The 14970-nt window shown below is 34.7% G+C and carries 15 protein-coding genes and 1 riboswitch; of the genes, 6 read left to right on the top strand and 9 right to left on the bottom strand.

All coding sequences use genetic code 11. The annotated features are described in order from the left end of the window. Positions 1 to 118: 118 nt before the first annotated feature. From GM3708_RS13825 to GM3708_RS13800, 6 genes are all read right to left on the bottom strand, one after another. Positions 119 to 871, bottom strand: coding sequence for an energy-coupling factor ABC transporter ATP-binding protein (locus tag GM3708_RS13825; RefSeq protein ID WP_066348144.1), 753 nt, complete (start codon positions 869 to 871; stop codon positions 119 to 121). Positions 872 to 889: 18 nt separating this feature from the next. Then, positions 890 to 1684 (bottom strand): cobalt ECF transporter T component CbiQ, encoded by a 795-nt coding sequence (gene cbiQ / locus GM3708_RS13820; protein ID WP_066348142.1) that lies wholly within the window; start codon positions 1682 to 1684, stop codon positions 890 to 892. An 83-nt stretch (positions 1685 to 1767) separates the two neighbouring features. After that, positions 1768 to 2070 (bottom strand): energy-coupling factor ABC transporter substrate-binding protein, encoded by a 303-nt coding sequence (locus tag GM3708_RS13815; RefSeq protein WP_066348140.1) that lies wholly within the window; start codon positions 2068 to 2070, stop codon positions 1768 to 1770. An 8-nt stretch (positions 2071 to 2078) separates the two neighbouring features. Continuing rightward, on the bottom strand, positions 2079 to 2840 hold the full coding sequence (locus GM3708_RS13810) for an energy-coupling factor ABC transporter permease (RefSeq protein WP_066348137.1): 762 nt from the start codon (positions 2838 to 2840) through the stop codon (positions 2079 to 2081). A gap of 27 nt (positions 2841 to 2867) precedes the next feature. After that, positions 2868 to 3014: riboswitch (cobalamin riboswitch) on the bottom strand. A 122-nt stretch (positions 3015 to 3136) separates the two neighbouring features. Then, on the bottom strand, positions 3137 to 3454 hold the full coding sequence (locus GM3708_RS13805; RefSeq protein ID WP_066348134.1) for an antibiotic biosynthesis monooxygenase: 318 nt from the start codon (positions 3452 to 3454) through the stop codon (positions 3137 to 3139). Positions 3455 to 3604: 150 nt separating this feature from the next. Further along, positions 3605 to 3907: a 30S ribosomal protein PSRP-3 gene (locus tag GM3708_RS13800; RefSeq protein WP_197671723.1), complete on the bottom strand. Its 303-nt coding sequence runs from the start codon at positions 3905 to 3907 to the stop codon at positions 3605 to 3607. Positions 3908 to 4036: 129 nt separating this feature from the next. Between GM3708_RS13800 and GM3708_RS13795 the strand changes: the two genes are divergently transcribed. The 3 genes from GM3708_RS13795 to GM3708_RS13785 all read left to right on the top strand — a co-directional run bounded on the left by GM3708_RS13795 (position 4037) and on the right by GM3708_RS13785 (position 5919). Then, positions 4037 to 4798 (top strand): TIGR01548 family HAD-type hydrolase, encoded by a 762-nt coding sequence (locus tag GM3708_RS13795; protein ID WP_066348128.1) that lies wholly within the window; start codon positions 4037 to 4039, stop codon positions 4796 to 4798. 85 nt (positions 4799 to 4883) lie between these two features. After that, on the top strand, positions 4884 to 5471 hold the full coding sequence (locus tag GM3708_RS13790; RefSeq protein ID WP_066348127.1) for a hypothetical protein: 588 nt from the start codon (positions 4884 to 4886) through the stop codon (positions 5469 to 5471). Positions 5472 to 5514: 43 nt separating this feature from the next. Continuing rightward, entirely contained in the window at positions 5515 to 5919 is a 405-nt protein-coding gene (locus GM3708_RS13785; protein WP_066348125.1) for a hypothetical protein, read from the top strand. A 65-nt stretch (positions 5920 to 5984) separates the two neighbouring features. Here the strand turns inward: GM3708_RS13785 and GM3708_RS13780 are convergent, their stop codons facing one another. Continuing rightward, positions 5985 to 7361, bottom strand: coding sequence for a flavin monoamine oxidase family protein (locus GM3708_RS13780; RefSeq protein ID WP_066348123.1), 1377 nt, complete (start codon positions 7359 to 7361; stop codon positions 5985 to 5987). Between the two features lie 368 nt (positions 7362 to 7729). Here GM3708_RS13780 and GM3708_RS13775 point away from each other — a divergent pair, with 368 nt between their 5' ends. The 3 genes from GM3708_RS13775 (at position 7730) to GM3708_RS13765 (ending at position 10962) form a co-directional block, all read left to right on the top strand. Continuing rightward, positions 7730 to 8311 carry a FeoA family protein gene (locus tag GM3708_RS13775; RefSeq protein ID WP_066348121.1) on the top strand — a complete coding sequence of 194 codons (582 nt, stop codon included), beginning with the start codon at positions 7730 to 7732 and terminating at the stop codon, positions 8309 to 8311. Positions 8312 to 8393: 82 nt separating this feature from the next. Beyond that, a complete protein-coding gene (feoB, locus tag GM3708_RS13770; RefSeq protein WP_066348120.1) occupies positions 8394 to 10724 on the top strand; it encodes a Fe(2+) transporter permease subunit FeoB in 2331 nt (776 codons plus the stop codon). Positions 10725 to 10734: 10 nt separating this feature from the next. Continuing rightward, positions 10735 to 10962, top strand: a complete 228-nt coding sequence (locus tag GM3708_RS13765) for a FeoC-like transcriptional regulator (RefSeq protein WP_066348119.1) — start codon at positions 10735 to 10737, stop codon at positions 10960 to 10962. A gap of 379 nt (positions 10963 to 11341) precedes the next feature. Here the strand turns inward: GM3708_RS13765 and pntB are convergent, their stop codons facing one another. Both pntB and pntA read right to left on the bottom strand, forming a co-directional pair. Beyond that, positions 11342 to 12784 (bottom strand): Re/Si-specific NAD(P)(+) transhydrogenase subunit beta, encoded by a 1443-nt coding sequence (pntB, locus tag GM3708_RS13760; protein WP_066348118.1) that lies wholly within the window; start codon positions 12782 to 12784, stop codon positions 11342 to 11344. Between the two features lie 590 nt (positions 12785 to 13374). Then, the gene (gene pntA / locus GM3708_RS13755; protein ID WP_066348117.1) at positions 13375 to 14958 is read right to left on the bottom strand and encodes a Re/Si-specific NAD(P)(+) transhydrogenase subunit alpha; all 1584 of its coding nucleotides are present in this window, start codon (positions 14956 to 14958) and stop codon (positions 13375 to 13377) included. Positions 14959 to 14970 lie beyond the last annotated feature (12 nt).

The raw sequence follows: 14970 nt of genomic DNA, 5'->3' as shown, positions 1-14970 counted from the left end.
TACATCTTTGTTATGAACTGTAACAGTTTGTTACTATATGTAATGCTTCGTGTTTTGATTTTGCTCTCGATGAGTGTCTTAAAATTGTTTTTTTCTGGGAATTTGGGCATTTTCCACCCTACTTGTTTTCTTTACTTAATTTTAATTCTAAAGGAATATCTAAGTCTAATTGTTCCAATAGATCTTTTTGGTTAAAAACTTCCTCAGGTGTACCTTGTAGAGCGATTTTTCCCCTATCCATGACGAAAATCCAATCCGCCCAACGATAAATAAAATCAAGATCATGGGTGGCTAATAAGATGGTTGTGCCTTCCTTGAAAATTTGGTCTAATTGTTTAATTAATTCTTTTCTTTGTTTCGGATCAAGGTATGCTGTTGGTTCGTCTAATAATAATATTTTTGGTTTAAGTATCATTACATCGGCGATCGCCAAGCGTTTTTTTTGCCCTAAACTAAGATAATTAACGGGAAAATGAGCTAATTCCTCTAAATTAAAATCTTTTAAAGTAATAGCTACTCTTTGCTCAATTTCTATATTTGGTATCCCCAAATTACACAATCCATAGGATAAATCTTCTTCCACTGTAGTAGCCACTAATTGTTGCTCAGGATCTTGAAAGACAAGACCTACTTGTTGATACCACTTTTTTAGGGATTGGCGATCGTAATTTAAAGGCTTCCCTGAAATGCGAATAAGTCCATGATTCGGGCGATACAAGCCATTTGCTAACCGTAAAAAAGTAGTTTTACCTGATCCATTATTACCGATTAGACCGTAACGTTTCCCCTCATTAAGTTGTAATGAAAGGTTGTTAATAGTAGGTTTTTGACTACAGGGATAAGTGTAAAATAAGTCTTCAAATTCTATCATTATAAGCACTTAAATATCTTAATAATTTTGTCTCACAACTACTACCAATAAAAAACTATAACCTGCTATAGCTTCAGTGAGATAACGCCAATTGGTTCGATAACGACGGGAATGCCATGTTCGTAATTCTCCATTAAATCCTCTGGATGTTAATCCTAATGATATTTGTCGATAATTTTCTAATGATTTTGTTAATAGTTGTGCGATCGCCAAACTTAAACTATACATTCCTCTACGCCAATTAATATAACCGAAGCGAGATTTTTGAGCCGTAATTAATTCCGATGCAGTGGTAGTTAAAATAAAAATAAAGCGATACATTAATAATAATAAATCTGTCAATAAAGTAGGGCATTTATATTTTTGCAAAACAGTAATTATTTCTCCAAAGGGGATGGTTAAAAGAATAAAATACATACAAGAAGTTAAACACCATGAGCGAGTAAAAATCATGCCACTTTGTGAAATTCCTTGCTTACTCAGATAAAGGAAAAAATCACCTAATGGGAAACCAAAAATAATATCTTGTTGAAAGTTATTCAAGGAAGAAAAAGCACCAATACCCATAAGTAAAGGTGGCAAACTCATCAACCAAAAACCAAAAGGAATTGCTAATAATTGACAATAAAAAGCCAAGGGAATACCCCCATAAATAACTACCCAAATTATTAACCAAATACTAATTAAAATCTGAATATACCAAGAAGATATATAACCTAAAATAAATAATAATATCGCAAATCCTAATTTATGTTCTGGTGGAAGTGATCGTAATTTATTACCATAAGCTAAAGAGTCAATTTGATGGTGCATTTATGGGAATTTAGAATTTAAAATTTAGCTATTGCCTATTGCCTATTGCCCATTGCCTATTTGCCACGACTTGTAGCAGAAGTCTATTTATTTCGCCCTTTATAAAGTCCAATAATATAACCGATAACTCCTGCACCCAGTGCTGCCTGAGAAGCAAATAAAAGACTTTCAATTTCGCCACTAGCAGGTTCAAATAAAGGTTTAAACCAAGGTTTATAATTAGGTTGTATCTCGTTAATTAATTCTTCTGCTTCTCCATCAGCACCAGAAAATTCTCCTTCAACAAAGACTAAGGGTAACACGGTTAAACTAATGACGGCAAAAATTAACCACCAGTTGCTTTGTTTATTTTTAGATTGAGATGTAGTTACTTCTTTATTGTCCATGATTTTTATTATCCTTCTTGAATTTTTAATAATTTCAATGTTTGTAGCTCATTAATAGCGTAAGATTGTAGCCAATTCCATACCAACACCGTTAAGAAACCTTCACTGATAGCAAGGGGAATTTGAGTAATGGCAAAAATACCACTAAATTTAATAAATGAAGCCATCACACCACCTTCAACAGCTGGAAAAACTATCGCCAATTGAATAGAAGTAACCATATAAGTCGCTAAATTTCCGGAAGTTGCACCCAAAAAAATCGCTAATTTTTGTTTACCGCTACGTATTATAAGACTATAAACAACAAAAGCAACCCAAGGACCGACAATAGCCATAGAAAAAGCATTTGCCCCTAAAGTCGTTAAACCACCATGGGCTAATAATACTGCTTGAAATAGTAACACTAAACTACCTAAAACTGACATTACAGAAGGACCAAATAAAATAGCCCCTAATCCCGTACCTGTAGGATGAGAACAACTACCAGTCACTGAAGGGATTTTCAAGGCTGATAAGACAAAGCCAAACGCCCCTGATAAAGCTAAAAGCAGTTTTAACTCGGGATTTTTTTGTGTAATATGAGAAAGAGATTTAAACCCAAATATCAAAAAGGGTATGGTGACAATCCACCAAAAAATCGCCCATGTCACGGGTAAAAAACCCTCGGCGATGTGCATGGCATAGGCTGGATTTGGAGAAGAAATAATTATAAAACAAGTCAAACCTGACATTAAACCTAAGCAGATTCGATTTTTTAGGCGTGTATTCATTCTGTACCTCGCAGATTAACACTGATCAATTTTTAGATTAATTTCGGCAGGTGTTCTGACTTATGAGAATAGCCTTCTCAATTACAGTTGCGGGACAGTGGCAGATTTTCACTACTCTTTCCCTGTTTTTTCCCACGGCTGTTATTCGTGAGAACCGATACTGAAATTATGACTATATCACATTCTGTTAGGTAATTGATTAATTATTCAGCCATTTATTATTTTATATATTCTTCTTTTTTAATGATTTGAGCGAATGGTATTCCCCCCTACAAATTCCTAAATCCTCATGACTTTTAAGGTTTAATTTCTGTCGATAATTCATAAAAATCGGTTTCTGGAGGAGATGCAAATAAATGTTTCATTTCTCCCATAATCTTCTGATAAGTTTCTCCTTGGTTTTCTTCCATATCTTCTATTTTTTCCCAAATAATGAAAGCTATTCCTTCATCAGTATTGGGTTTTTGAAATAAATATGCACCTTTGAAACCTTTATTATAGGTAGCAACAGCTTCTTCAAATAATTTTTGAGCTTCAGGAAATTTACCCGGTTTAAAAGTTGCGATCGCAACATAAGCACATTTATGACGTAAAAAATCGCTAAATTCTTGCATAGTGTAATGATGAAATGAAAATCTATTGTTAATCTTATGTTTTGAAAAGAAAAAAAGAATTAACCATTAATAAAGATTAATATTGTCGAAGTTTTAATACTATTTTTTATTTTGAAAGAAGTTTAATTGTTAATTGTTAATTGTTAATTATTAGTTAGTGCCAGAGAATACCACTTCGGGAAACTTCTGTTGAGCTTGAAGCATACTGGTAACTCTTCCTTTCTCTTGCCAGAAATTAATAACTTCGGTAGCTTGATTGAGTAATTGGATTTTTTCACTATCAGTAATCCAATTTTTTTTATCTAACTCGTCTTTCAATTCCTGCCAAGCATCACTACGAGGCCAGAAATAATAAGCTGTTAAGGGGCTAGTACCTTTACTAATTACATAATCAACTGCAAGAGCTACATCTTTATCTAACCACACAACTTTTAATACAAATCGAGAATCAATTTTAGTTTCTACGGCTTCCAAGTAAACCTCCAAATAACAATTTTTATAGACAGATAATTTAGCACAGTACTATATTATAACCTAAGATTGATCATAGTCAAAATTGTTATCTATAAGGTTCTTTTTAAAATGAAAAATATTATTATTTTTGATATTGATGGAGTGATTCGAGATGTAACAGGCTCATATCGTCGAGCTTTAGCAGATACCGTCGAACATTTTACCAACAATAATTATCGCCCCAGTATGGATGACATTGATAATCTTAAAGGTGAAGGAATTTGGAATAATGATTGGGAAGGCTCACAAGAATTAATTTATCGTTATTTTGAGAGTATGGGTAAATCTCGTGGAGATGTTACTTATACTTATGAGGAAATTGTCAATTTTTTTCAACGGCGTTATCGAGGTAGCCAACCCGATAAACCCGAAACATGGGAAGGTTATATTACTACTGAGCCATTATTATTAACTCAAGAATACTTTACCACTTTAACTACTAAAAACTCAGCTTGGGGTTTTTTTAGTGGTGCCACCAGAGGTTCGGCAGAATACATTTTAAAACATCGTTTAGCCTTGGAAAATCCTCTGTTAGTAGCCATGGAAGATGCACCGGGGAAACCAGATCCGACGGGTCTATTTTTAGCAGTAAAATTAATAGAAGAAAAATTATCTTTACTATCATCATTACCTGTGGTGTATTTAGGTGATACCGTAGCAGATATGACAACTATCATCAAAGCTAGAGAAATTCAACCTGAAAGAGAATGGGTTGCGGTAGGTGTATTACCTCCTCATATTCAAGGTGATGTTAATATCAGTACATATAGTCAACAATTATTTAAAGCTGGGGCAAATCAGGTTGTTTCAAAAGTAACAGATTTTCCTTAACATCAAATTTATTAATTTTTTATATTTTTTTACCTGTTTATAAAATATCAATAAATCATAAAGTTAACCAAATAAAATAAAGATAATGACAGATTTTATAGAAATTTTAAATAATGCTATTAGTGGTAAAAATTTATCCCCTAAAAGTAAGGTATTAGTGGAGGCTTTATTAGCGGCAGAAAAAGATAGTCATAAACATAAAACTCAATATCAATTTGAGCAACTAATCGGAGATTGGCAATTGCATTTCATTACTGGCACTAAAAATAGTCAAAAAAAGTTGGGTAATTTTCTCGGTAGTGGTTTTTATCTTCCTTCTATTTTTCAAGTGATTATTTCTTATTCTTCATCTGAAAATTTAGAGCAAAATAACCGAGGAAGAATTGCTAATATTCTCAAATTTGGTCTTGTAAAATTTATTATCGATGGTCCTTCTAAATTCGTGCTGAAAAAAAATATTATGGCTTTTGATTTTACCTATTTAAAGATGTTTATTCTTGGTACGAAAACCTATGAAATGAATATCAGAAATGGTAAAAATAGTGAAGCTAAATTTTATGAGACAAATACTAATCATCAAGCCTTTTTTAGTTATTTTTATGTATCCGAAAATGCGATCGCTGCTAGGGGAAGAGGAGGCGGTTTAGCCTTATGGAAAAAATTAGATAAGTAAAAGTAAGAAATGAATTATTAGTTTACAATTAATCAATTTTATTATGTTTAAATTTACATATTTTACCAGTATATTTTTTGTATTAACATTGTTAATAAATAGCCTGAATTTATCTGTTTTTTCACTGCCCAATAATCTCAATAAAACTTCTCCTCCTATAACTAAAGAAAAAGATTGGAGTATTTGGCAACCTTGGGTGGATTTTCCTTTTGATGACATTCAAGTAGGATTATCCAATATGGATTTAGGCGGAATGATGGATTTTGAGTATAGTTGTTTTGGTTCAGTTAGTGATGAAAATAATACTCTCAAACAAGAAACTTATTGGTATCGTATCGCTGATAAAGTTGAGAGAATTGGACAAGATAATTATGTCACAATAGAAGTTGGTTGTTGGCTAAATAATGAGTTTAAATCCACCACTACTTTAACAGGAATCAAAAATTAATAATGGTGGAATAGACATTTATTTTGGCATTGGATTTTTAACTTTTACCACTGATTAAAATCTTTTTACAATAAAGTTGCGATGGAATTGGCGGCTGATTCACCAGTGCGCACTGCACCATCAAAAAACCCTGCCCAACGATTAGCCATTTCTGTACCTGCCCAGTAAATTCTTCCGACAGGAGCGATGAGAGCTTCTCCAAAGGTTGTCCACACTCCGGGGGGCATAAAAGCGGCATATCCTCCTCCAACCCATTGTTCTCTAGGCCAATCCACTTCATTATAAGTGACAGGAGAAAGGGCTTCTTCACCAAAATAATTAGCAAGATCAGAAAGTACAGAAGAACGACGCTCAACTTCACTCATCAAACACCAATCTTTATATCGGTCTCCCACCACAAAAGTAGCAATAAGTCCTACTCCCTTTTCAGGATCAGAACTGTCAGCACATAATTCAATCCATTTACAATTACCGAATCCAATCCCTGCTAAACCTTTTTCTCGCCAAAATGGTCGATCATAAGAAATAAGAAGTTTGGCACAACTACCCATCGGCATTCGTTGAGTCAGTTGTTGACGTAAAGACGGTATAGGGGGCTCATAGGTAATTCGACCAGCCAAATGGGGAGGCATAGCTACAACAGTAAACTTAGCCGAATATTTACCTTTAGTGGTTTGCACTTCTACCCCTTGAGAGTTTTGATTAATCTGTATTACAGGTTCATTAATAAGAATATTATTTACTAACTCCTCAGCAATTTTTTGAGGAATTTGCCCTGCTCCACCGTGTAAAAGTTCAGCTTCGGGATGCTCTCCCTGAGAAGCGGATTTATGCCCCCAAAGAACGTGTAATAAAGAAACTTGGTTGGGTTCAGCCGGTCCTAAAAAACCCACCGCACGGGACATATAGGAAAAGTACCATTTTCCAAAAGCGGTATGAGTATTTTCTTCAATCCACTGAGCAAAAGTTTGACTATCTAATTTCTTATAATGATCATCATTACCAATGGGATGGTTTGCGGGTAAGGTTTGAGATAGAGCTTCAAAAGATTCCCATGCTTTCATGGCATCGCTCCATTCTTTTTCACTTACTTTTGGAGCTTCTCCTTCGGGTACACCTTGAAAAAAACCGTCAAATTCATAACGTTTTCCGTCAAATAAAAGCACTTTTTTCCCCTCTAAAGGTGTGGGAAAGCGACGAATTTTGTACTCATCTAAGAGGGCAAGAAAACGATCTTGTGTAGGGCCAACCCATTGTCCACCTCGATCAATCCATTGTCCAGAAGGCAAATATTCACCATACATCCGACCACCAATACGATTTTGAGCTTCAATGACTAAAACACTATGACCTAACCTAGATAGATTACGAGCAGTAACTAACCCCGACAATCCAGAACCAACAATAATGCAATCATAAATAGTTGAGTTTAGGGAAGACATAATTTTTTCTGAGTAATTTTATTGTTTACAGATAATATCTTATTAGTAAGACATTTTGATAATTTTTAACTATGTTTTAATAATTAAGTTTATTGTTTACTTTAATATTTCTATATCCATCATTCTCTGTTTTCTAAAATTTCAAGGTAAAAAAGAAAAAGTAGTCAACTATTTAATATTCTTTTAAAAAAAACAATGAAGAAATGTTTAACATCTTTGAGGATAGATATTTGATGTTAAATAATAAAGTTATTGAAAAATATAATCAATAAATGATATAGTCTTATTTAACAACTTTTTGATTAAATGAATAGTAAAAATCGGGAGGGTTAAATAATTATGAGATATGACAACACAGATAAACAGCAATGAAAAAATTTTCTTATTGGGGTGAAAAAATGAATTTAGAAGAGAATATTACTACGACTTTAGAACAGAAATTTTCATCTTCTAGCTATCCTCTTTCCCAAGCTAAGGCTGGGGCGGAGGTGTGGGTTGTGGGATTTGCAGAAAAAGAAGGTACTAATCGACTTTTGGGTATGGGTTTAATTCCGAGTAGGAAACTTAAAATTGTAAATGCTCAACCTAGTGGCTCAGTAATGATAGCGATTCAAGATCAAAGAATGGGTATAGGAGCTGATATGGCCAACAAAATTTTAGTCAGTGATAAGCAATTAATCAATCAAGAGGAAAATTTAATGACAAATACTACTAGAATTTATTTGCGGGAAATGGTTAGTGGTACGGTAGGACGAGTTTTAGGTTATGAAAAAACCATGAGGGGTTATAAAAGTAAATTATTGTCTATGGGATTAACTCCTCGCACGGAATTTATGGTAATTAGAGTAGCACCTTTAGGAGATCCTGTAGAAATTAAAGTCAGAGATTTTCATTTAAGTTTGCGTAAACAAGAAGCTGACACTTTAATCGTAGAAATAGTTAATAGTTAATGCCGATGAAACAAGCATTTTAAATAATTAATAAGTATTTTTACTTGTTATTTTGATCATTAACTATCAACAAAACAAAAGTATGTTAAAACCAATTATAGGACTTATAGGTAATCCCAATTGTGGAAAAACCACCCTTTTTAATGCCTTAACGGGTGCAAATCAACGCACTGGCAACTGGCCCGGTGTTACAGTTGATCGTAAAGAAGGTAAATTTAATAATCATGAAGGTAAAGAAATCACCGTGGTGGATTTACCCGGAGTTTACTCTTTAGATGCAGACGATGAAGAAACAGGATTAGATGAATTAGTAGCACGAGATTATTTACTTTCAGGAGAAGCGAATTTAATTATTAATATTGTCGATGCTTCTAATTTAGAGCGAAATCTCTATTTAACGACTCAAATCATGGAAATGAACTTACCCATGGTGATTGCCTTAAATATGATGGATGTTGCCGAAAAAAGAGGGATTTCTATTAATACTAATTTATTAAGAGAAAGATTAGGTTGCCCAGTAGTTTCTCTAAGTGCAGTTAATGGGCAAGGTATCACAGAATTAATTAATGTTATTGCGGACGAATTAGGGAATTTGAGTAATTCAGCTTCTTATATAGCTTATCCACCAGTAATTGAAGAGGCTTTAGAGGAATTAGTTTCTTATATCACTGAAAATAGCACAAAACCGATTGTTGAGCCTCGTTGGACTGCTTTAAGTTTGTTACAGTATGAAGATAGAGGTATTGAAAATTTAGGTGGTGAAGAATTACCTTCCATAATCGCTAAATATCGTCGCCAAATTCATCAAGTACTTGGAGAAGACATTGATATTATGATTGCGGATAGCCGTTATGGTTTTATTCAGCAAGTTACCCAAGGAGCGACAGGGCGACAGGGAGAAATTAGTAATAATTTATCTGATCGTTTAGATCAAATTGTACTCCATCGTTGGTGGGGCATTCCCATTTTTTTCGGTGTGATGTATCTTATGTTTCTCTTTACCATTAACGTTAGTGCGGCGTTTATCGACTTTTTTGACATGACTGCCGCTACTATCTTTGTTGATGGTTTAGCTCATGTTTTACAGAGCATTAATACCCCTGGATGGTTAATTGCTTTACTCGCTGATGGTGCTGGAGGTGGTATTCAAACCGTAGCCACTTTTATTCCCGTAATTGGCTTTATGTTTTTATTTCTCTCCATTTTGGAAGATTCTGGTTATATGGCACGGGCGGCTTTTGTTATGGATAGATTAATGCGATTAGTCGGGCTTCCGGGTAAATCTTTTGTACCAATGTTGGTGGGTTTTGGCTGTAATGTACCAGCAATTATGGCAACTCGTACCCTCGAAAATTCCCGCGATCGCCTAATGACGGTGATGATGAATCCTTTTATGTCATGTGGTGCAAGGCTTCCGGTTTATGCACTGTTTGCGGCGGCTTTTTTCCCTGTGGGTGGTCAAAATATTGTCTTTGGAATGTATATATTAGGTATTGTCGCCGCTATTTTTACAGGAATAGTGATGAAAAATACTTTACTTAAAGGAGAAATTAGTCATTTTGTCATGGAATTACCGCCCTATCATTTACCCCGTGTTAAAGGTGTATTAATTAGAACATGGGATCGATTAAAAGCCTTTTTATGGAAAGCAGGGCGAGTAATTATTTTGATGGTGATGGTTTTAGGCTTGTTAAATTCCGTTAGTTTTGATGGCTCTTTTGGCAACCAAAATACAAAAAATTCGGTTTTAAGTGTTACTTCCGAAGCTGTCACCCCTATATTTTCACCGATGGGATTGACTAAAGAAAATTGGGCGGCAACGGTAGGAATTTTCACGGGAGTTTTTGCTAAAGAAGCCATGGTAGGAACTTTAGATTCCCTTTACAGTCAATTAGCAAAAGAAGATAATCCCGATGAGGAAGCCAAAATAGATGAATATAGCTTCTGGAGAGGGATAAAAGATGCTTTTGCCACGATTCCTGCCAATTTAGCTGATTTACCCTCTCAATTACTCGATCCTTTAGGTTTAAGTATTGCTAATAGTGAAAACATTGAAACCGCTGCCGAAGAACAAGAAGTCAATAAAAGTACTTTTGGAGCAATGGTGAAGCGTTTTAATGGACAAGCTGGGGCTTTTGCTTACCTTTTATTTGTTTTGCTCTATTTTCCTTGTGTTTCCGCTACTGCGGCTGTTTATCGAGAAACAACTTTATGGTGGACAGTTTTTGTCGCCGCATGGACTACTGGTATGGCTTATTGGGTAGCAACGATATTTTATCAAGTGGCTACTTTTTCCCAACATCCGGGCTTTTCTTTAACATGGATTGTGGTAATGAGTCTAATTTTAGTAGGAGTTTTATTTACTCTTAGCCAAATTCGCCCCATTAAAACCATCAAAAAAGTTATTATTTAGTGAACAAAAAATGATTTTAACAGACATACAAAATTATTTAATTAAACACCGTAAAGCATCTTTAGAAGAGTTAGCTATGTATGCTCATTCTGATGCTGATGCTATTCGTCTAATGTTAAACCGTCTGATTCGCAAAGGAAGAGTCAAGCAAATCGAAGGCAAAAAATGTGGAGGTTGTCATAGTTGTACTCCTGAATCTATCGAATTTTATGAATGGAAAATTAATAATTGTAAGTAGTTTTTATGGAGATGATAAATATGTTTAAATAAAAGTTTATTGTTAGTTAAATAATGATTTTGAATCGAAAATTATATATTATGTAATTGATTAATTTGTCGGACAAACCAACTGGTAAAAATGCCATTACTAATTACTTTGACTTTCTAAAACAGATAAAGTTTCGTTTAATAAACTAATAGGTAAATTCTTTAAGATGAGGAAAAAATCAGCTTCTTTATATAAATTATTCTCTTTTAATCGAAAATAGAAAACTCTTTTATCTAAAATATCAATTAGCCAGTATTTCAGGAATTTTTAAATAGCATAAAGATGATTTATTTTTATTATAGTCATAAAAAAGGTGGGCATTGCCCACCCTAGAATTCACAAGTTATTATTAGGCGGTAACTAAAACTTTATCTTCAGCTTTACCTTTTTTGCTGGTTTTTTCTCTCAATGCCACTAACAATGAGTCAATATTTACCTTAGCATCACCAAAAAGCATTCTTGTATTTTCTTTATAAAATAAAGGGTTATCTACTCCGGCGTAACCACTGGCTAAACTGCGTTTCATCACAATGGAGGTTTCTGCTTTCCATACTTCTAATACAGGCATACCAGCGATTGCACTATTGGGATCTTCTAATGCGCTAGGATTAACAGTATCATTCGCACCGATAACCAAAACTACGTCAGTTGTGGGGAAATCTTCGTTAATTTCATCCATTTCTAAAACGATGTCATAAGGCACATTTGCTTCAGCTAATAAAACATTCATGTGACCGGGTAAACGCCCTGCGACAGGATGAATACCAAAACGCACATTCACTCTACGACTTTTGAGAATCTTAGTAATTTCCGAAACGCCGTGTTGAGCTTGAGCGACTGCCATACCATAACCAGGGGTGATAATCACACTTTTAGCATTAACCAATAAATCGGCAACTTCATCAATATTGGTAGCTACCGCTTCCCCAACTTCCTCAGTAGTTGATGAAGCAGTAGATTTTCCACTTCCTTCTCCAAAACCGCCTAAAATTACGCTGATAAAGGAACGATTCATGGCTTTACACATAATATAACTCAGAATTGCACCACTACTACCAACTAACGCACCCGTGATGATTAACAAGTCGTTACTTAACATAAAACCTGCGGCGGCAGCAGCCCATCCTGAATAACTATTTAGCATGGAAATAACTACTGGCATATCCGCACCACCTATAGCCGCCACGAGGTGAATACCCAATAAACAAGCAATACCAGTCATGATTAATAATGGTTGTAAGCCAGATTCACTGTTAAGAAAGGCATATCCGAAATAAATTGTTGCACTTAACATCCCCAAGTTGAGAAAATGTCTAGCAGGTAACATGAGAGGTTTTGAGCTAATTATCGCACGTAATTTACCAAAGGCAACAATCGAACCTGTAAAAGTCACTGCGCCGATGAAGACACCGATATAAATTTCGATTTGATGGATAAATTCTTCAGCACCAACTAAGCCAGATGCTGGTTGTAAATAGTTACCGACACCCACTAATACGGCGGCTAAACCGACAAAACTATGTAAAATTGCCACTAATTCAGGCATGGATGTCATTGCTACCCTAGAGGCTAAAATTGAGCCGATAATAACCGCAGGAATAATGGCAGTAATGAGGGTTGCGTAATTTGTCACCTCAGCACTAAAAGCAGTAGCTATAAATGCGATCGCCATCCCTGCAATACCGTAAATGTTACCTTTTCCTGCGGTTTCTTGGTTAGATAAACCTGCTAGACTGAGAATAAATAAGGCACTGGCGGCGATATACGCAACGGTAATGAGGTTACTTGTCATAAATATTTAATTTCGTAGTTTGAGTAATTGACAATAGAGAATAAATAATGCTCTAACAATAGGTTATGCAATTTATGGGTGTTTAATTGTTAAGAATCTGTTAAAAATATCTGTATTTGCTGATTTTTATTTATTGTAAAACATAAATTTATATGAAATAGAGATACTTAAACATAATTTAGTCATTAAAAAATAAAATAATCAATATTAACTAAATAAGAAATAAAAGCCTTTTTATAGATATTAAAAATATTTATTTCCCGATAATTTATTTATAAAGAATTTGGGTATATTCTTGATAAAATTCTAGTTAAATTAGTATTATGGCTTCACCTAAAACAGAAATTCGATAAGTAACTGCGGTTTGGGTTTTTTAATCTTGAATAAAATCTTTTTTATGTTTTTAGTAATTTCAACAATTCGTTTACAAAAAATTAAAGCATCTAAAACTAAAGGTAAATTACCCTCCATAAATTGCCGTAGCCGTTGTTAATATTTCTTTTTCCTAATCTAATTATTACTGTTGTTTTAATTATCTTTAAAAATTACATCTATATCTCGATTAATATTGTTAATTGTTAATTGTTAACTTATCTCCTAAACATTTTTAACATTCTCTGAGTAACTAAAAATCCCCCAGAAATATTAATAGTACCAACTAAAATAGCGATCGCACCAAGTATAGTAGTAGGAGAAGTTAATTCACCAGAAATTTGTAACATCCCACCGATGATAATAATGCCACTAATCGCATTAGTTACACTCATTAACGGCGTGTGCAAAGCAGGGGTAACATTCCAAATCACCTGCCAACCGACAAATACTGCGAGAATAAAGACAGTAAAATGAGACAGAAAAGAAGAAGGTGCACCAATGCCGATACCAATTAAAGCTAAAACTGCTAAAACTGCCCACAATAAACCGCTATTACTTTTTTTCTCTTTTTTACTCTCAGAAGTAACGATTTTCACTTCTGGTTTAACGGTGGTAGTGGGAGAAGGTTGAGCAATTTTGGGAGGTGGAAAAGTCACATCACCTTGATAGGTTACTAACGCACCTCGAATCACCTCATCCTCAAGATTAACAGTAAAATTATCATTACCGCCCATATCCTTGAGTAAATGCCATAAATTTGTGCCGTAAAGCTGACTAGATTGACTTGCCATGCGACTGGGTAAATCTGTTAAACCGACAATGGTGACACCGTTATATTTATAAACCTCGTTAGGTTTTGTAACCTCACAGTTACCCCCTTGTTCGGCGGCTAAGTCAACTATCACCGAACCTTGACGCATACTACTCACCATCGCCTCAGTAATGAGTTTCGGGGCAGGTTTACCCGGAATTAAGGCAGTAGTGATAATAATATCAACTTCTTGGGCTTGTTCGGCAAATAAAGCCATTTCCGCATCGATAAATTCCTTACTCATGGTTTTAGCATAACCTCCTTCCCCTGAGCCATCTTCAGCAAATTCTAATTCTAAAAATTCACCGCCTAAGCTCTCAATTTGCTCTTTAACTACTAATCTAGTATCAAATGCCCTAACAATAGCCCCTAAACTTTTAGCCGTGCCAATAGCGGCTAAACCTGCAACCCCAGCACCTATAACTAATACTTTCGCAGGAGGCACTTTTCCCGCCGCCGTAATTTGCCCTGTAAAAAACCTACCAAAGTTATTTGCTGCTTCGATTACGGCTCGATACCCTGCAATATTTGCCATACTAGATAAAGCATCTAATTTTTGAGCCCGACTAATCCTAGGCACAGCATCCATTGCGAATACTGTTGCTTTTTTATCCGATAATTCTCTTAATAACTCGGGATTTTGAGCGGGATAGATGAAACTAATTAAGGTTTTCTTGCTATCTAATAAGTTTACTTCTTCTTGCTCTGGAGGACGCACTTTTAAAATAATGTCAGCTTCCTGCCACAATTGTTTTTTATTATGAATAATTTTACACCCAATTTCTTCATAGACGCGATCGCTAAAACTAGCTTTTTCTCCTGCTTGAGTTTCAATTAAAATGGTAAAACCAAGTTTTTGTAATTTAGTCGCCGTGTCGGGAGTAGCGGAAACTCGACACTCGTTAGGATAAATTTCCCTAGGAATACCTATTTTTAAAGATATTTTTTTATCGTCACTTTTTTTCTCATCAGTGAGAGTTGCTGTCATAATTCTACTTCT

It is taken from the genome of Geminocystis sp. NIES-3708, from assembly GCF_001548095.1.
GTDB lineage: Bacteria > Cyanobacteriota > Cyanobacteriia > Cyanobacteriales > Cyanobacteriaceae > Geminocystis.
Note: the sequence above shows the minus strand (reverse complement) of the source record. Positions and strands in the feature narration are given on the sequence as shown.